Source organism: Chloroflexota bacterium, from assembly GCA_009840625.1.
Lineage (GTDB): Bacteria > Chloroflexota > UBA11872 > UBA11872 > VXNJ01 > VXNJ01.
This window is the reverse complement of the sequence record VXNJ01000001.1, coordinates 761,960-778,495: the sequence shown is the minus strand read 5'-3', so window position 1 is coordinate 778,495 and position 16,536 is coordinate 761,960. Positions and strand designations below refer to the sequence as shown.

Sequence of the window (16,536 nt, the reverse complement as noted above, 5' to 3'; positions counted from 1 at the left end):
TTATCTAGCGGTAGGCCCAGATTTTGCGCAGGTCTTCAGTGGTCATGCCGGGCTTGAACTTGGCCAGCATTTCCCCCTCGCGCTTGCGCACGTCTTCGACCGCGCCGGGCAACTGGTCGGCGATCTCGTGGGGAATCTTGGTCACCCCATTGCGGTCGCCGTGCAGGATGTCGCCGGGATTGATCCAGCAGCCTGAGATCTGGACCGGTTCGTTCACCGCCACGGTTGCCATTTGGCCGTGCGAGACACAGGTGCCGGCGGCGAAAAACTGCACTCCACCGATCTCGGCGATTTCGGCCAGATCGCGGATCACGCCGTCGGTGACGACCCCTATGGCCCCGAAAGATTTGACCGCCGTCGTGTAAACCTCGCCCCATTGCGAGGCGCGTCCCGGGCTGTCGGACACGTCCTTGAATACGCAAATCGCCGGCTTGGGCGCGGCCTCGAGCGCTTCGAAGAACTTGAGCCGCATTTCGATCCGTTGGTCGCCGTCATCGGCGATGCTGCGAACGGTGCAGGTGACGGCGTAACCGCAGACCGGGTCCATTTCCGGGAAATAGCAGCCGATTTCGGGGCCCAGGTAGCCGTCGTGGCGACCGCGCACTTTGAAGGGCTCGATCGCGTTGCAGATCGTCGGACTGTCGATAGCGGCCAGTTTCTCAATCAGTCCGGCCGGCAGTTCCTGGGTCATGTTCGCTCCGATTTTTCACGTTCTTGCGGTCTACAGCAACGGTCCGCCGATCGCGCCAGAACTATTTTGCGTTTACCGTCGCCGGACAACCGGCCGCGAAACCCTGGCCGGGGCTGGAATCGCCTACCAATAGTCCTCGGTGATTACCTGCGCGCCGCGGCCCGAGAGCTGATAGCCGAGTGGACCCAGGGCCTCCTTGAGGTCGCTGATCATGTCCGGGTTGCCGCAGAGGTAGAAGGCGCTGCGGCCCGGGCCCAGCCGGTCCTTGATGACTTCGCCATGGCCGTCGGGCAGCTGAGGTTCGACCCGCCCGCTGGGCGGACAGTCCAGGAGCAGGCGCAGGACGTCGTTGGCCCGCCCGCGCGCCAGCGACGGCTCGAAATCCGGGTCTGAATCGGGCCGCGAAACGGTCGGGATGTAGGTCAGGCCCAATTCGGGGATGGCCGCCAACGCCTCGAGTTCGGCCCGGTAGCCCAGTTCGCGGGCGTAGCTGACGCCGTGTATCACGGTCAGGCGGCGCTCCGGGAGAACGCCTTCCTCCAGTTCCGAGCGGGCTTGGCGCGCCATCGCCACATAGGGGGCCAGCCCGGTTCCGGTGGCCACGCAGATCACCTCCGGCTCGCTGGTTCGCCCCAGGTCAAAGCGGCCGGCCGGGCCCATGAATAGCAGGGTGTCGCCGACATTGCGGTGCTGCCAGAGGGTGCCGGTGAAATAGCCCAGGCTCTCGCCGTCGGGTCCGCCGTCGCGTACCAGCACGACGTAGAACTCGAGTTCCGAGCGGTCGTACGGGGCCGAGGCAATAGACAGCTGGCGCGGGCGCGGATCGCCGTCCGGCTGGTCCCAGAATGCCAGTTGCGCGTACTGGCCGGCCCGGAACTGAAAGAAGGGTTCTCCGTCGGTTCGGGCGATTCGGAATATCGCCAGGTCCTCGTTGCCTACTTCCTCCCAGCTGGTCAGGGCGGCTTCCTGCATGCGTTCGCGCAGGTCGCGGCGGGCGCGTGCAGCCATCTCGGCCCGCTACCGCGCGGGCGCTGGCATCGCCAGCATTTCGGCCAGTTCTTCGGCCGGGTCCACCATGATTTCGGCCAGGGTCGGATGCAGGTGCGGGATGCGGGCGAAATCGTCCACTGTGGCCCGATAGTGCATCGCCACGACCGCTTCGTGGATCAGGTCGGCGGCTTCGGGTCCCAGGACGTGAACCCCCAGAAGCTCCCCGGTGACCCCGTCTGCGACCATCTTCACCAGGCCCTTGTTCTGGCCCATCGTCAGGGCTTTGCCCTGATCCTCGAAAGTCTCCTGGGCCACTATCACCGAGGAGTGCCGGTCCCGGGCTTCGACTTCGGAAAGTCCGACTACGCCGACCGACGGATCGGTAAAGACCGCCTGCGGGACCACCCGCAGATCAAATTCCTGGGGCTTTCTCTCGGCCACGTTGTTGCCGATGATCTGGCCCTGCTGGACCGCCGTGTGCACCACCTGCAGTGGCCCGACCTCGGGCCCGATGCAATCGCCGGCGGCGTAGATGTTGGGGTTTGAAGTCTGCATCCGGGTATTGACCAGGATCCAGCCGCGATCGGTGTCTACCCCGGCGCGGTCCAATCCGAGCCCGCGGGTGGCCGGGCGTCTGCCCAGCGCGACCAGGATCTCCTGGGCCGCGAATGTGCGTTCTCCGGACGGGGTGTTGACCCTGACCTGTTTGCGGCCGTCGGGCGCGCGTTCAAACCCCAGGATGTCGGTCTCGGTGACGACCGTCATGCCCTCGCGCTCAAGGTATCCGGCCAGGGCGATTCCTATTGCCGAGTCCATTCCTGAAAGCACGTGGGCCGAGCGCTGGACGACGGTTACCGCGACGCCCAGCCGCAGGAACAGCTGGGCAAATTCGAGCGCTACCGCGCCACCGCCGATGACCAGCAGTGATTCGGGCAGGCGGTCCAACGTCTGGGCCTCGTCGGAATCGATGTAACCGACATCTTCAAGTCCCGGCAGCGGCGGTATGGCGATTTCCGAACCGGTGGTGACGGCAAATTTGGGCGCGTTCAGCACCTGTCCGCCGACCTCGATTGAGTCTGGACCAAGGAATTCGGCGCGGCCGCGGATTATTTCGACGTTGGCCAGCTTTTCGGCCGAAACCTGGCGGTAGCTGGCAAATTCCTCGACCAGCTCGTCCTTGCGCTGCCGGACCGCCGGCCAATCGACTCTCGGACTGGAACTGCGTATCCCGAGTTGGTCGGATTCCCGCACCAATTGGGCGATTTCGGCCGAGCGCAGCAGGGTTTTGGTCGGCATGCATCCTCGCAGGATGCACAGTCCGCCGAAGCGCTCGGCGGACTCGATCAACCCCACCCGCAGTCCAGCCGAGGAGGCGGTGCTGGCGGCGTGATAACCGGCTGACCCGCCGCCGATCACGATGAAATCAAAGGCCAGTTTGGGGGTCTCCGCTCAGGGTTTTCCGAGGCGCCGCGATTCTAGCCGCGCAGGCCGGAATTGCCCCCGCGAGGGCCCGGGCCATAGACTGGAAACCGGCCCGGCGACGGGCCGCCAGCAGCCGTATCGAAGGCCACCAGTCAGGCCAATGCGACCGGGGCAATTGCCCACCCGCCGACCCGCCGCCAGCAAGCGCAGCGCCTTCGCCGCGCCATCTTCGCGCCCCGGGGCGGAGAGTTAATTTGGCGCCAACGCGACCGATCGAACGCGCCGACCTGGGCACCCCGTGGGTTCGCAACGCGATCGCGGTGGTCGGGGGAATGTTTGCCACGTTCTGTGGCTACTCGTTCTTTGTCCCATTCCTGGCGCTGCACCTCCAGGACCTGGGGCTGAGCCCTACCGAATCGGCGGCCTGGGTCGGTTACATCGGTTTCGTCCAGGGAGTCGGGTTCGCGACCTCGGCGCCGCTGTGGGGCATGCTGGCCGACCGCGTCGGCCGCAAGCCGATGGTCGTGCGGGCGATGGCCGCATCGTCGATCGGAATGCTGCTGCTGCCGTTATTCGACTCGGCCCTAGCGGTCTTGCTGGTCATCCTGGTACGCGGGTTCCTGGCCGGCCCGGGGACCGCCGCGGTCGCGCTGGTGTCGGCGGTGACCCCGCGCGACCGTTTGGCGATGGTCCTGGGCTGGATCGATGCCTCCCAGGTGCTCGGGATCAGCCTGGGCCTCGCCGCCGGTGGAATCTTGGCGGCAACGATCGGAATCCAGAAAACGTTTGTCGCCGGAGGGTGCTTCGGCCTGCTGGGTTCGTTGCTGGTGTTGCTGATGGCGCGCGAAGATTTCGTCCGGCCGGAAAAGTTCCGCGGGCCGTCCGGCCGGAACCTGATGCGACGCTTTGGCGGCGCGCTGACCCAGGCGCGCTCGACGCTGAACCCGACCATCGTCTTCGCATTCCTGCTCAGTTCGGGAGTGTGGATGTCGCAGCAGGGCACCGGCTACATCATGCCACTGCGGGTGCAGGAGATTGCGCAGCCCGGCCAAGTGGCTTTGTTCACCGGCCTGGCCGCCAGCGTGTTCGCCGCGGCAATGTTCGGCGGAGTCCTACTGGCGGCGCGACTGGCCGGCCGCTGGGGTTACCGACAGGTACTGTTTGCGGGCCTCATCGGCACAACCGTCCTGTTCCTGCCTCAGGGACTTGTCGGCGAGTTGTGGCCGTTCATGCTGGCCCGCGCGCTGCAGGGTTTTTGCACCGGCCTGGTCATGCCGTTGGGACGCGCCCTGATCGCGTTTGCCTCCGACCGCGCCGATCGCGGTACGGTTTACGGACTCTCCGGGGTGTTCGGCGGGGTCGGAACGGCCACCGGGCCGCTGCTGTACGGCACGTTGCTGACGGCGACCATCGGAGTCGGACCGGCGTTCATGCTCGGGGCGCTGTGTTTTCTGCCGGCCCTGCTGTCGCTGCTCCGGCGCAGCGAAATCAACGCCCTGGCGGCGCGCGGCTAGCGGCTTGCGGACCCCGTTGGGCAGTGGCCGGTTGCCGGGCTGCGCCGGATCCGGATTGAAGAGTTGATCGTCAGGATTCCGGTTCCGGGTTCGCCCCCGAACGGGCGGCCAGTGCGATGACGGTGCTGCGGCCCGTGCTTTCCGATCTCGGAACCGCCTGGATGCGGACCGCGCTGGCGGTGGTCGGGGGGATGTTCGCCACCTACGCCAACCTCTCGTTCTTCATGCCGTTCCTGGTCCTGTACCTGCAGGAGATTGGCCTCTCGCCCGGAGAATCGGCGATCTGGGCCGGTTACATCGGATTCATCCAGGGTCTGGCATTCGCGGCCGGGGCGCCGTTTTGGGGGATGCTCGGCGACCGCGTCGGTCGCAAGCCGATGGCGGTGCGCGGGATCGCGCTTTCGGCGCTGGGAACGCTGCTGGTGCCGTTTGCGAATTCGGCTCCGGTGGTCTTCCTGATCATCATGGGCCGCGGTCTTCTGGCCGGCCCGGGATCGGCGGCCCTGGCGTTGGTGTCCTCGGTGACTCCGCGGCGCCGCCTGGCGATGGTTGTGGGCTGGATCGATGCCGCCCAGGTGCTGGGCAGCGTCGTCGGACTGGCGGCGGGCGGCCTGCTGGCGGCCGCGATCGGCATCCGCGAGACATTCGTGGTCGGCGGCGGGTTCGGGCTGCTAGGCGCCCTGCTCGTGCTGCTTTTTGCGCGCGAGCGCTTCCTGCGCCCGCCAGCGCTGGCGGCCCCGACCCGTCTGAGCCCGCTGCGCCGGATGGCCGGGAGCTTTGGCCGGGCGCGCTCGACGGTCAACCCGACCGTGCTTTTCGCGTTCCTGCTGAGCGGCGGATTCTGGATGACCAACCTGGGCATCAACTACATCATTCCGTTGCGGATTCAGGAGATGGCCGCCCCCGAGCGGGTACCCCTTTTCACCGGTCTGGCGGCCAGCATCTTCGCGGCGACGATGTTTGCCGGAGTGCTGCTGGCCTCGCGTCTCGCCGACCGCTGGGGTTACCGGCAGGTACTGTTCGCCGGAATCCTGGGCATGGTGGTCCTGTTTCTGCCGCAGGGGTTCACCGGCGACCTGTCGCTGTTCATGTGGACTCGCGCCTTGCAGGGGTTTTGCGCCGGTTTGATCAATCCCCTCGGCCGGACCCTGATCGCGTTCGCGTCCGACCCCGCCGATCGGGGTACGGTATACGGGATTTCGGGGCTGTTCATGGGGACCGGGGCCGCGATGGGTCCGCTGGTCTTCGGTTCGCTGTTTACACCCTGGCTGGGAGTTGGTCCGGCGATCGGGCTCATGGCCGCCTGCTTGGTCCCGGCGCTGCTGCTACTGCTCCGGCGCAGCGAGATCAACGTCCTGGCGGCGCGCGGCTAGTGCGAACTATTCGGCCTCGCCCGAGCCCCCGTACCAGAAGCGTTGGAAACGCCAGTCGCGGCGGTTGGCCATTCCCTCCGCGTTGACCGCGCCCGGTGAACCCAGTTCTTCGACCGCGTCGACTGCCTGGCGCAGTTGCGAGGAAAGGTAGTCGAGCAGGTGCAGCGCCATCGCCTCCGGCGTGGCCGGCTCGACCACCGCGCCCATGGTCCGCTCGCCGTGGTGGGACAGCACCAGATGGCGCAGTCGCATGGTCAACTCCTCGTCGGCACTTGCCTCGGCGCACGCTTCGGCCACCCAGCTGTCGCAAATTGCGATGTGTCCGACCAACGACCCGGCGGCCGAATAACCGTATTCGGCGCCGCGCGGGGCGAGTTCGACCAGCTTGCCCAGGTCGTGCAGGATGCAACCGGCGAGCACCAGGTCGCGGTCCAGTTCCCGGTAAAGATCGCAAAGGGTTTCGGCCAGGGCCAGCATCTCCAGGATGTGTTCGAGCAATCCACCGCGGAAGGCGTGATGGCGCCGCTGGGCCGCCCACCAGTGGGTAATCCCACTCGCGACTTCCTCACGCGCCAGAACGCCGGCGCACACCGCCGCGATAGTCGGTGACGACTCCTGCAACTTGTCCAGATAGGCGTCTAACTCGGCAAACATCGCCTGCGGGTCGCGCGCCGAGGACGGGCTGAAGTCTTCGACCGCGGCGGCGTCGGGAACCGCCGCAATCGACTCGATCTTCAGGTTCAGCTGATCGCGGAACGTGTCGGCCTGCGCGCGCACCTCAACCACGCTGCCGGGTTCGAGCTCGAATGCCGATTCCGGCGGGCGGAAGAACCGGGCCACCACACTCTGGCGATCTGCCCCCTTGAGTTCGCCCTGCCAGTAATCGTTTCCGTTGCGGTCCTGCCGGCGTTCGGACGTGCTCAGCAACATCACGCCGTCGATACGGGTACCGGATTGGATTTCAGCGACCTTTAGCGCGTTGCTCATCTAACCGCGCCGCCAGCGATCGAGGAACCTTCCCAGGCGGCCCGGCTGGGGCCGGTCATTGACCAGCCGTCCACGCCACATTTTTTTGCCTCGCGGTCGGCCCCGTTTCCCAAATCCGACGACTGACAGATAGGCGACAAAAAGCATGATCACTCCGGCGGTGGCCGTCAGCGGGACCACCAGGCGCATGACCGGGAAGATGGCCAGCAGCAGCGAGACGCACAGCAGGACCGCCCCGGTTGTGGCCATCTGACCCGGCGTGGCGAAACGCGACTTGACGAAATCGCCTATGCGGTCCAGCGGCCGGGGCCCGGTGGGCGGCGGATCCTCGAACTGCTTGCGCCGCAGTATCTCGCGGATTTCGTCTTCCCAGTTCTGATTCGAACTCATCTCAGCTGCGCCCCCGCGGCGGCTATCGACCGGGTAGCTTGGAATCTACGGGTCGCATCGCTCCAAAAAATTCTGGCACGGCTGCCACCCGAATTCAGCCAACGGCGGTCGGCACGCGGACGTGGAAATCGGTGACCTGCTGAAACGCATGGGCGATCCGCAGCGCCATCGCATCGCCGAACTGGCGGGTCGAGATCAAGACGCTGGTGGGCAGGCCCTGCGAATCGAAACCGCTGGGGATCGCCACCGAGGGTTGCCGGGTGAGATTGAATACCCCGGGAATAGCGTCCATACGCAGGTACTCGGTAATCAGGTCAGGGTTGTCGGCCCGTCCGGCGGTGGTGTAGTTGGTGGGCGTGATCAGGGCGTCGTAGTCGTCGAAGAAATCCTCGGCGGCGCGGGTGAGCGCTCTCATTCGATCCATGAGTTCCAGGTAGCGCCCCGAGGTAGCGGTGGCCGATTCGAGCAGTCGGTGCTGCACGTCGGCGGCCAGCTGCGAGAAACGCGCATCGTCCGCCATTAGATGGCGCAACTGGTGCGCGGCTTCGATCGCGGTAAGTTGGCGGTTCGGTTCGACCGCCGGCGCGGCCCAGGGCGTCGGGACGCGGTGGATTTCGGCCCCCAGCGACTCCCAGACCGAGATCGCGGCCTCGACGTTGGCAACTATCTCGGGCGGCAGATCGTCGAAGAAATGCTCGGTGGGGACTGCCAGACGTCTGCCGCCCACGCCCAGTTTCAGGACGGCGCGGTGATCGATCTGGCCGACGTCGACGCTATAGGGATCGCGCCGATCATGCCCGGTCAAGGCGGTCAGCAGCAGCGCCAGGTCTTCGGCCGAGCGAGCCAGCGGCCCGACTACGCCCTGGCTCGGGGTGAGCGAAAGAACCCCGTACTTTGCGACCAGACCGAAGGTCGGCTTGTGGCCGCATATTCCGCAGTGCGCGGCCGGGGTGCGGATCGAACCGCCGGCGTCGGTACCTGTCCCGCCGGCCGCCATGCCGGCCGCGACCGCCGCCGCGGTCCCGCCCGAAGATCCGCCCGGCACCCGCTCCCGGTCCCAGGGGTTGGCCGGAGTGCCGAAGTGCCGGTTGATGTTGGACGCGCCGAACCCCAGTTCATGCATGTTGGCGAATCCGACGATGATCGCGCCGGCCGACTTGAGCTGCCGCACCGGGCTCGAGTCAGCCGGGGCCGGATCGCTCGATAGGACCAACGATCCGCCGCTGTAGGCGCGGCCGACAACGTCGTGGTTGTCTTTCAGGACCAGCGGGATCCCGGCCAGTACGCCGGTTGCCGCCGAGTCGTTGCGGTCGCAATCGTCGGCGGCGGCAAGCGCGGCCTCGGCCTGGTGGTCTATGAAAGCGCTTTGGTGCGGCGGCAGGGCGTTGTAGCGGTCAATGCAGGCCTGGACGAGCTCGCGCGATCCGAGGCGGCGATCGCGGATCAGGCGGGCCGCCTCGGCCAGCCCCAGGTAGCAGAGTTGGTCGGCCACCGCCCGGCTAGTCCAACCGGGGCCGGGCGCGGTGCCAGCTGGTGGCCTGCTGGAAAGCGTGGGCGGCGGTGAGCGGCAGGTCGTCGCGCCAGCGCCGGGCGGTGAGCATGAGACCGATGGGCAGGCCCTCGGAGTCGAACCCGCACGGCACCGAGATTGAAGGCTGGCCGGTCTGGTCAAAAATTCCGGTAAAAGCCACGTCGCGCAGGTAGCGCCGGGTGTCGGCGCCTTCGAGCAGTCCCGCCGTGCGGTAGCAGCTCGGGGTCAGCAGAAGATCGTATTCGGTCAGGAGCAGCTCGGCGGCCCGGACGATCTCGGCGCGGCGGTCAACGCGTTCCTGGTAGTCGACTGCCGAGGTCGCAAAAGCCGCCCGCAGCCGGGCCTGGGTGTCGGGCGAGACCCGGCCGAGGTCCGAGTCCCCCAGCAGCTCGCGATGGATGTAGGCGGCCTCGGCCGGCACCATTGCGGAATTGTTGGCAAAAGCCGGACCGGCCCAGGGCATCGGCACTTCCACCAGCACCGCCCCAAGTTCCCCCAGGGTCGCGATGGCGCGCTCGATCGCGGACCCGACTTCGGATTGAAGGTCGGCGAAGTGTTCATCGTCGGGAATGGCGATCCTCCAGCCGGCGATCGACCGGCCAATTCGTTCCTCAGTCTTGATGCGCTCGCCCGGCGGGCAGTACGGGTCGCGCGGGTCGTAGCCGGCGATGGCATCGAGCATGATCGCGCAGTCCTGCGCGGACCGGGCCATCGGGCCCGCGTGGTCCAGGTTCAGCGACAGCGGAAAAACGCCACGTTTAGAGACGAATCCGTAGGTGGGTTTGTGGCCGCTGATACCGCACAAGGCGGCCGGCAGGCGGATCGATCCGCCGGTGTCCGAGCCCAGCGCCAGCGGCGCGGCACCGATCGCAACCGCGACCGCCGACCCGGAGGAAGACCCACCCGGCACCCGGTCGCGCCGCCACGGGTTGGGGGGCGTCCCGAAATGCGGGTTCACTCCGGTCACGCCGAAAGCGAATTCGTGCAGCACGGTCTTGCCGAGGATGATTGCGCCGGCTTGGCGCAGGCGGGCTATTACGTGGGAGTCCTCCGGCGCAGACGCCGCCCCCAGGCGGGTGGGCGAGGCCGCGGTGGTCACCATCCCGGCGATGTCGAATAGATCCTTGGAGGCGACCGGAATGCCGCCCAGAGGCTTCTCAAGGTCGGACGAACCCAGGGCGGCGGCCTGCTCCAGCGCCGATTCGGCGAACACCTCCATCCAGGCATCGGAGAATGCCGGCTGGCTCTCGATCCGGCCAAGGTGCGCCTCGACCAATTCAACCGGCGAGATATGCCCGCCGCGCAGCGCGGCGATTTGCTCGGAGACCTCGGCGAACAGAATTGAGTCGTTGTCGGAGATGGCCATTACCCGGCAGATGCGGCGAAGTGGCCGCATTTTAGTGGGTCTCCGCCAGTCGGCCTTACGCGCCGAATCATCGGCCTGCAACCGGCCCGCCTCGGATGTGGAACTGGGACCTCCCCGCGCAATTCCAGTCTGTTGTCCGACTACTGGACCGCCTTTTCCCAGACTTGGAATCAGGGCCTCGGTGTGCCACGACCCGGGGTCGATAAAGCTGCCGGAAACGCAACCGGCCGGTGAGTCGCCGACCTTGGTCAAGGAATCTGGCGGAAACGCGGACGGCGCTCGCAGAACCGGCTCACCACCTGGCGGGCGGATTCGATATTGCTCATCGAAAATCAATTCTTTTGGAAGGACTAGACTAGACCAGACCAATAAGACTGTGACCGAGAGGTTCAGATGGTTATCAACGTCTATGAGGCCAAGACGAATTTGTCGAAGCTCCTGGACCGAGTTGCCGACGGCGAAGAGTTGGTGCTAGGAAGGGCCGGGCGGCCAATTGCGCGTCTGGTGCCATACACGTTTCCGCAGACTCCTCGCCGACCAGGCAGGTTAGGCGGCACGGTGTGGGTAGCTCCGGACTTTGACGAGACGCCCGCGGGGGTCGTCGCGGATTTCGAAGGCGCGGATTCGGGTTCATCGTGAACGTCTTGTTGGACACGAGCGTGCTGCTGCGGTGGGTAGCGGGGCAGTCGCTGTCCGATTCGGCCGTCGGCGCAATCGCCGACCCGGAAAACGCAGTGTTTGTGAGCGCGGCCACCATTTGGGAAATCAGCGTGAAGCGATCGCTTGGAAAACTCCGGGTCGGAAACGAGGTATTCGACATCGACAACGACGGTTTCGAAGGGCTCGCCATCGATGCAGCTGACGCCCGCTTGGCCGGCGAGCTGCCCCGGCACCACCGAGACCCTTTCGACCGGATGCTGGTCGCTCAAGCGCTGGCGAGGGGGCTAGTCCTGGTGACATCCGATCGGCGACTGGCGAGCTACGATGCCAAGATGCTGTTTGCTTGATGGATTCCAAGCCACGCTTGGATGGGTGGGGCGACCAGGCGCCGAAGGCACATCGGTCTGCGAGTCCCGGGCCGGATTTCAAATTCGATCAGCAAGGTCTCCGGTTCCCCGTCCGTGCGGTCGCACCCTCGTGCGCGACCGGCGGAGCGACTGCGCCGGAGTCGAGCATTTCAGATCAAACCGGCGTGCCACTGTCCAGGAGCCAATGGCGGGAGTATGAACCAGCCCGGAAGTTGACCGGCCTGTTGACCGGCCGGATGACTCCCTCGAATTCAGGGCGAGGCGCGGCTTCTCCCCGAGATCCGGGGAATTGGACCCGGCAGCCGAAGCGAGTGGTTTCTCGGAATGAGCACGGTAGGCCGGGAGCGGATTAGCCCTGGTGAAATCCAACGATCGTCCGCAAAAGGACTCTAGCCTCCGTTTGCACGTCGTTCTGGCCCGCAATGGGCTGGGGTCGCGGCGAGCGATGGAGGATGCGATCGCCTCCGGCCGGGTGCTAGTAAACGGGGAACCCGGCCACGTCGGCCAGATCGTCGATGCGCGATCGGACCGGATCGAATTCGACGGCCGGTTGCTGCAAGATCGCGCACCAGCGCTGGAGTACATCCTGCTGAACAAACCGCGCGGGGTGTTAACGACCGCCGCCGACGACCGCGGCCGCAAAACCGTTCTCGACCTTGTCGATCCCAAGGTGCGGGTATTTCCGGTCGGGCGCCTTGACCGCTTGTCGGAAGGGCTGGTGCTGCTGACCAACGACGGTGAACTGGCCAATCGACTCACCCACCCGCGCTTTGGTCACCGGCGCCGCTACCTGGTCACGGTCGATGGTCAGTTGGCCGGCGGCGACCTGCTGCGACTGCGGAAAGGGATGGTGATCGGCGACCGCCGAACTCGCCCGGCCGAAGTCCGAGTGCGATCCCAGAACGGCGACCGCACCGTCCTGGCGATGACCCTGCGGGAGGGGCGCAACCGCCAGATTAGGCGCATGCTCGCCGCCTGCGGGAAGCGGGTCAGGCGCCTGGTGCGGACCGAATTCGCCGGCCTGCGGATCGACTCCCTGCGACCGGGCCAGCAGCGTGATCTCACGCGAGCCGAAATCGCCGAACTCAAGCGAGTCGCGGGCGGCGCAGATCAGGGAACCGGCACTTGAAAATGGTCTGGCGCTGAAACCACCGAGGGATTCGCCGTCGGCGGACCAAATGCAAAGGAACCGGCCATGAGAAGCGGACCCGTCATCACCGGCGTCGAAATGACGACATACGAGTTCTTAACCGACGACATGGGTACCGACCGCCACGGCTTCAATCTGGTCTACGCGCCGGGCGACAAGCTCAAGCAGGTCGGAGCCATCATCCAGATCCACACCGACGCCGGCATCACTGGCGAATTCCCCATCCACGCCCCTCCGGCGCGGACCCAGGTGGCAATGTGCGCCGGTTACCTGATCGGCAAGGACGTGACCGCGCGCGAGCAGATCTACAACGAGACCAAGCGCGCCCTGCGCCAGTTCGACATGACCGGCGTGGGAGTGATCGACATCATCCTCTGGGACATCGCCGGCAAGATGTACGACGAACCGCTCTACCGCCTGCTCGGCGGCACCCGCCGACCGCTGGCCGCTTACGCGTCGACTGTCCACGGCGACGAAAACGGCGGGCTCACCACCCCGGACCAGTTCGCCGAGTTCGCGGTCCGCTGCCGCGATATGGGTTATCCGGCCTTCAAAATTCACGGCTGGGGCCTGGCCGGATCGAACGTGCAGCGGGAAATCGACAACATCCTGGCGGTGCGGGCGGCGGTCGGCGCCCGGATGGACCTGATGCTGGACCCGGCCTGCGAGCTGGCCACTTTCGGCCAGGCGCTGGCAGTGGGGCGGGCCTGCGACGAGGCCAACTTCTTCTGGCTCGAGGACGCCTACCAGGACGGCGGCGTTGCGACGCTGGCCCATCGCAAGCTGCGCCAGTTGATAAAGACCCCGCTACTGCAGACCGAACATATCCGGCTGCCGGAGCAGACGATCAACTTCGCCATCGCCGACGCGACCGACTTCGTCCGTGCCGGCGCCTACCAGGATGGCGGGGTGACCGGAGTAATGAAGATCGCGCACGCCGCCGAGGGACTCGGGCTGGACGTGGAGCTGCACACGCCCGGCCCGGTGCACCGCCATCTGATGTCGGCGATCCGCAACACCAATTACTACGAATTGGGCCTGGTCCATCCCAACGTCAAGACCAACGCACCGCACCATCCCGTGTACGCGGACTTTGCCGACAACCTGGACTCGATCGATTCCAACGGCAACGTGTACGCCCCCGACGGTCCCGGGCTCGGGGTGACGATCGACTGGGACTGGGTGCGGGCCCACCAGACCGAGCACGCCATGCTGGCCGGGGGCTGAACGCCTGATTGCGCCGTGATTCCGGCGCCTTGGTCAGCCGGTCTCGTCCCGGAGTTGGGAGCGCAGTTCCCCGGGATCGGTCACCGGCTGCTGGCAGACGAACCGCCGGCAGACATGGGCGGTTGCCCGGCCGTTGATCGGCTCGCGGCCGTCCAGTAGCGGCGGTCCGTCCTCCCCGCCGACCGCCAGCACGCGGTCGGCGCGCCAGTTGGCGCGCACCTGCTCCACCAGCGCGCGGACCTCGGCCGAGTCCTTCTCACCGGCGATGGCCACCTGCTGGGCCCGCCCATCGAGCCAGAGGACCGATTGCAGCCACATTGAAAACGCGGTTCCGTGGCGGATGAAAGTCTCGCCCAGTCCCGGAATCGCCGCCTCGGCCCGCTCGCGCCACTCCTCACGGCCGGTAAGCGCCCAGAGGCGCAGCATGAGCCTGGCGGCCAGGGACGCCCCCGCGGGAGTGGCGTTGTCTTCGCGGCGGCGCGGTCGCACGATCAGGTCGTCCTGCCCGGTAGCGGTGTCGCACAGGTTGCCGTCGGCGTCCACGAATCGCTCCAGGATCGCCTCGGCCAGGTCCTGGGCCAACCCGAACCAGCGCGGTTCGAAATCGGCCTCGTACAGGGTCAGCAGCGCATCCCCGAGCGCAGCGTAGTCCTCCAGGAATCCGACCTTCCCGGCCCGACCTTCCGCCCAGGAGTGGACCAGTTTCCCGTCAGGGGACATCTGATCGAGCAGAAATTCGGCGTTCGCCCGCGCCGCCTCGAGATAGGTGGGCTCATCGAGCGCCGCCCCGGCCTGGGCCAGGCTCGAGAGCATGAGCGCGTTCCAGGAAGCGACCGCCTTGCGGTCGGTCGCCGGCGCGATGCGGGACCGGCGGGCGCCGAGCAGCGTCTCGCGGGCGGCTGCCACCTTGGCCAGCAGCTGCCCGGTGGAGATTCCCAGGCGGCTGGCCAGCGGCGCAGGGTCGGACGGTTCGTGCAGTATGTTGCGACCCTCGAAATTCCCGCCCAGGGTCACGTCGAAGTAGCTGCAGACGGCCTTGGCGTCATCACCCAGGAGCTGCTGGACCTCGTCCAGATCCCAGAGGTAGTACTTGCCCTCCACGCCTTCCGAGTCGGCGTCCTGGGCGGCGTAGAACCAGCCTTGCGGGCCGCGCATTTCCGAGAGCACGTAGTCGAACGTGCGCCGGGCCACGTCCAGGTAGCGCTGGTTGCCGGTCAGCTGCCAGGCGTGCAGGTAGCAGCCGGATAGCTGGGCGTTGTCGTAGAGCATTTTTTCGAAATGCGGGACAAGCCAGACGGCGTCGACCGAGTAGCGGTGAAAGCCGCCGCCGAGGTGATCGAATATCCCGCCCAGGGCCATCCGGTCAAGCGATCGCAGCGCGGTCTCCAGGGCCGGCCGGTCGCCGGCCTGGGCGAACCGTCCCAGCAGGAAATCGATCGTCATGGCCATAGGGAACTTGGGCTGGTCGCCCCAGCCGCCGTTCTCGTAGTCGAATCCGGCGCAGATGGCGGTAGCCGCGCGCATGGCCAGGTCTTCGGGCAGCTCGACGCCGCCCAGGCTCTCGAACTGGTTGAGGCGTTCCACCAGCTGCCCGGCCGAACTGTCCACGTCCTCGCGCCGCTCGCGCCAGGCGTCCGCGATCTGTTCGAGCAGGTGCGAGAACGAAGGCATTCCGTAGCGCGATTGCGGCGGAAAGTAGGTGCCCCCGTAGAAGGGCTCGCCGCCGGGTTTTAGGAAAACGCTCATCGGCCAGCCGCCCTGGCCGGAGAGGGCGACGACCGCGTTCATGTATATCGAATCCACGTCGGGCCGCTCTTCGCGGTCCACCTTGATCGAAATGAAATCGGCGTTGAGCTGACTGGCCAGGGCCGGGTCCTCGAACGACTCGTGGGCCATCACGTGGCACCAGTGGCAGGCCGAGTAACCCACGCTAAGGAAGATCGGCTTGTTCTGGGAGCGAGCGGCGGCGAACGCCTCCTCCCCCCACTCGTACCAGTCGACCGGGTTGTCGGCGTGTTGGCGAAGGTACAGGCTGGTTGCTTTGGCCAGGCGGTTGGGCACTAGGGAGTCCGGACGATTAGCATGGGGCAGTTTTGGGCCTATGGGAAGCTGGCAGCCAGCGATGGACGATTTCGATCCGCCCGGTGTGTACGACCGGGCGAGTTTCCCGGCCGGGACCGCGCAACGCCCGTTCGTGGCCGCCAATTTCATCATCACCGCGGATGGCTCGGCGCGCAAACCGGGGCCGGGCTACCGGCATTTTTCCGGCCCGGCCGACCGTCGCAGCATGCGCCGGCTGCGTATTCACTTCGATGCCATCCTGCGCGGATCCAGGACCCTCGAAATCAACCCGCGCCGCGATCTCGGCAACCCCACGTTGCTGGCCGCGCTGGCCGAACTGGGCCGTTCGCCACCGTTGGTGGTGGCGGTTACCAATCGCGGAAACATCGATCCCGCCGCGGCCATGGTGGCCGGTGCCGACGGGCACCACCGCCCGCTGATCTGCACGCCCTCCCCGGAACTCCTCGACCCGGCGGTCGCGGCAGTCTGTGATGTCTGGGAATTCCCGGAGCGGCCGATGGATCTGGCGGCGGTGCTGGCCCGCCTGGGGGAGTGTCGCGGAGTGCGGCGGGTCCTCTGCGAGGGCGGTCCGACCCTGCTTCGTTCGCTGCTGGAAGCCGGACTGGTAGATGAATTGCTGCTCACCGTTGCGCCACGCCTGCTGGGCGATCCCGACGGCCTGCGTCTGATCGGAGGCCGCTCGCCGTTCTCCCCGGAAAACGTGCCGCGATTGGAACTGGCCGACGTCCGGCGCGAAGGCCAGGAACTGTTCCTGCGTTACCGCGTGTCCCGGACCGGCTGAAGCG

14 protein-coding genes and 1 pseudogene are annotated in these 16,536 nt (G+C 66.6%); 7 read left to right on the top strand and 8 right to left on the bottom strand.

The features are described 5' to 3' along the window. Nucleotides 1–4: 4 nt before the first annotated feature. From F4X41_03495 to F4X41_03485, 3 genes are all read right to left on the bottom strand, one after another. The gene (locus F4X41_03495) at nucleotides 5–691 is read right to left on the bottom strand and encodes an RraA family protein (GenBank protein ID MYB16088.1); all 687 of its coding nucleotides are present in this window, start codon (nucleotides 689–691) and stop codon (nucleotides 5–7) included. 123 nt (nucleotides 692–814) lie between these two features. Further along, nucleotides 815–1,699, bottom strand: a complete 885-nt coding sequence (locus tag F4X41_03490; GenBank protein ID MYB16087.1) for a hypothetical protein — start codon at nucleotides 1,697–1,699, stop codon at nucleotides 815–817. A 9-nt stretch (nucleotides 1,700–1,708) separates the two neighbouring features. Next, on the bottom strand, nucleotides 1,709–3,097 hold the full coding sequence (locus F4X41_03485) for an NAD(P)/FAD-dependent oxidoreductase (protein MYB16086.1): 1,389 nt from the start codon (nucleotides 3,095–3,097) through the stop codon (nucleotides 1,709–1,711). Between the two features lie 260 nt (nucleotides 3,098–3,357). On the opposite strand from F4X41_03485, the gene F4X41_03480 reads away from it, so the two are divergent. Together F4X41_03480 and F4X41_03475 are read left to right on the top strand one after the other, a co-directional pair. Then, nucleotides 3,358–4,617, top strand: coding sequence for a multidrug efflux MFS transporter (locus tag F4X41_03480; GenBank protein MYB16085.1), 1,260 nt, complete (start codon nucleotides 3,358–3,360; stop codon nucleotides 4,615–4,617). A gap of 116 nt (nucleotides 4,618–4,733) precedes the next feature. Continuing rightward, nucleotides 4,734–5,990, top strand: coding sequence for a multidrug efflux MFS transporter (locus F4X41_03475; GenBank protein MYB16084.1), 1,257 nt, complete (start codon nucleotides 4,734–4,736; stop codon nucleotides 5,988–5,990). 6 nt (nucleotides 5,991–5,996) lie between these two features. Here the strand turns inward: F4X41_03475 and F4X41_03470 are convergent, their stop codons facing one another. From F4X41_03470 to F4X41_03455, 4 genes are all read right to left on the bottom strand, one after another. Next, the gene (locus F4X41_03470; protein ID MYB16083.1) at nucleotides 5,997–6,977 is read right to left on the bottom strand and encodes an HD domain-containing protein; all 981 of its coding nucleotides are present in this window, start codon (nucleotides 6,975–6,977) and stop codon (nucleotides 5,997–5,999) included. After that, nucleotides 6,978–7,367 carry a hypothetical protein gene (locus F4X41_03465; GenBank protein ID MYB16082.1) on the bottom strand — a complete coding sequence of 130 codons (390 nt, stop codon included), beginning with the start codon at nucleotides 7,365–7,367 and terminating at the stop codon, nucleotides 6,978–6,980. It abuts the gene before it with no gap. Between the two features lie 94 nt (nucleotides 7,368–7,461). Further along, nucleotides 7,462–9,039 (bottom strand): amidase, encoded by a 1,578-nt coding sequence (locus F4X41_03460; protein MYB16081.1) that lies wholly within the window; start codon nucleotides 9,037–9,039, stop codon nucleotides 7,462–7,464. Next, a complete protein-coding gene (locus F4X41_03455; protein ID MYB16080.1) occupies nucleotides 8,867–10,294 on the bottom strand; it encodes an amidase in 1,428 nt (475 codons plus the stop codon). The genes F4X41_03460 and F4X41_03455 overlap by 173 nt, the downstream gene beginning before the upstream one ends. A 363-nt stretch (nucleotides 10,295–10,657) precedes the next feature. Here F4X41_03455 and F4X41_03450 point away from each other — a divergent pair, with 363 nt between their 5' ends. The 4 genes and pseudogenes from F4X41_03450 to F4X41_03435 all read left to right on the top strand — a co-directional run bounded on the left by F4X41_03450 (nucleotide 10,658) and on the right by F4X41_03435 (nucleotide 13,669). Next, entirely contained in the window at nucleotides 10,658–10,903 is a 246-nt protein-coding gene (locus F4X41_03450) for a type II toxin-antitoxin system Phd/YefM family antitoxin (GenBank protein ID MYB16079.1), read from the top strand. Continuing rightward, nucleotides 10,897–11,271 carry a type II toxin-antitoxin system VapC family toxin gene (locus F4X41_03445; GenBank protein ID MYB16078.1) on the top strand — a complete coding sequence of 125 codons (375 nt, stop codon included), beginning with the start codon at nucleotides 10,897–10,899 and terminating at the stop codon, nucleotides 11,269–11,271. The genes F4X41_03450 and F4X41_03445 overlap by 7 nt, the downstream gene beginning before the upstream one ends. Before the next feature lie 418 nt (nucleotides 11,272–11,689). Beyond that, nucleotides 11,690–12,421, top strand: a pseudogene (locus F4X41_03440) (rRNA pseudouridine synthase). Nucleotides 12,422–12,487: 66 nt separating this feature from the next. Then, a complete protein-coding gene (locus F4X41_03435; GenBank protein MYB16077.1) occupies nucleotides 12,488–13,669 on the top strand; it encodes a mandelate racemase in 1,182 nt (393 codons plus the stop codon). A gap of 33 nt (nucleotides 13,670–13,702) precedes the next feature. On the opposite strand, the gene F4X41_03430 is transcribed toward F4X41_03435, so the two are convergent. Continuing rightward, nucleotides 13,703–15,880, bottom strand: a complete 2,178-nt coding sequence (locus F4X41_03430) for a thioredoxin domain-containing protein (GenBank protein MYB16076.1) — start codon at nucleotides 15,878–15,880, stop codon at nucleotides 13,703–13,705. Between F4X41_03430 and F4X41_03425 the strand changes: the two genes are divergently transcribed. Continuing rightward, a complete protein-coding gene (locus tag F4X41_03425; protein ID MYB16075.1) occupies nucleotides 15,771–16,532 on the top strand; it encodes a RibD family protein in 762 nt (253 codons plus the stop codon). The two genes, F4X41_03430 and F4X41_03425, sit on opposite strands and share 110 nt — an antisense overlap. The last annotated feature ends 4 nt before the right edge of the window (nucleotides 16,533–16,536 follow it).

Excerpts from the sequence above, each read along its gene's own strand:
- F4X41_03495 (MYB16088.1), bottom strand. The coding sequence starts at position 691 with ATGACCCAGGAACTGCCGGCCGGACTGATTGAGAAACTGGCCGCTATC.
- F4X41_03490 (MYB16087.1), bottom strand. The coding sequence starts at position 1,699 with ATGGCTGCACGCGCCCGCCGCGACCTGCGCGAACGCATGCAGGAAGCC.
- F4X41_03475 (MYB16084.1), top strand. The coding sequence starts at position 4,734 with ATGACGGTGCTGCGGCCCGTGCTTTCCGATCTCGGAACCGCCTGGATG.
- F4X41_03470 (MYB16083.1), bottom strand. The coding sequence starts at position 6,977 with ATGAGCAACGCGCTAAAGGTCGCTGAAATCCAATCCGGTACCCGTATC.
- F4X41_03465 (MYB16082.1), bottom strand. The coding sequence starts at position 7,367 with ATGAGTTCGAATCAGAACTGGGAAGACGAAATCCGCGAGATACTGCGG.
- F4X41_03455 (MYB16080.1), bottom strand. The coding sequence starts at position 10,294 with ATGCGGCCACTTCGCCGCATCTGCCGGGTAATGGCCATCTCCGACAAC.
- F4X41_03450 (MYB16079.1), top strand. The coding sequence starts at position 10,658 with ATGGTTATCAACGTCTATGAGGCCAAGACGAATTTGTCGAAGCTCCTG.
- F4X41_03435 (MYB16077.1), top strand. The coding sequence starts at position 12,488 with ATGAGAAGCGGACCCGTCATCACCGGCGTCGAAATGACGACATACGAG.
- F4X41_03425 (MYB16075.1), top strand. The coding sequence starts at position 15,771 with ATGGGAAGCTGGCAGCCAGCGATGGACGATTTCGATCCGCCCGGTGTG.
- F4X41_03430 (MYB16076.1), bottom strand. The coding sequence starts at position 15,880 with ATGAAATTGGCGGCCACGAACGGGCGTTGCGCGGTCCCGGCCGGGAAA.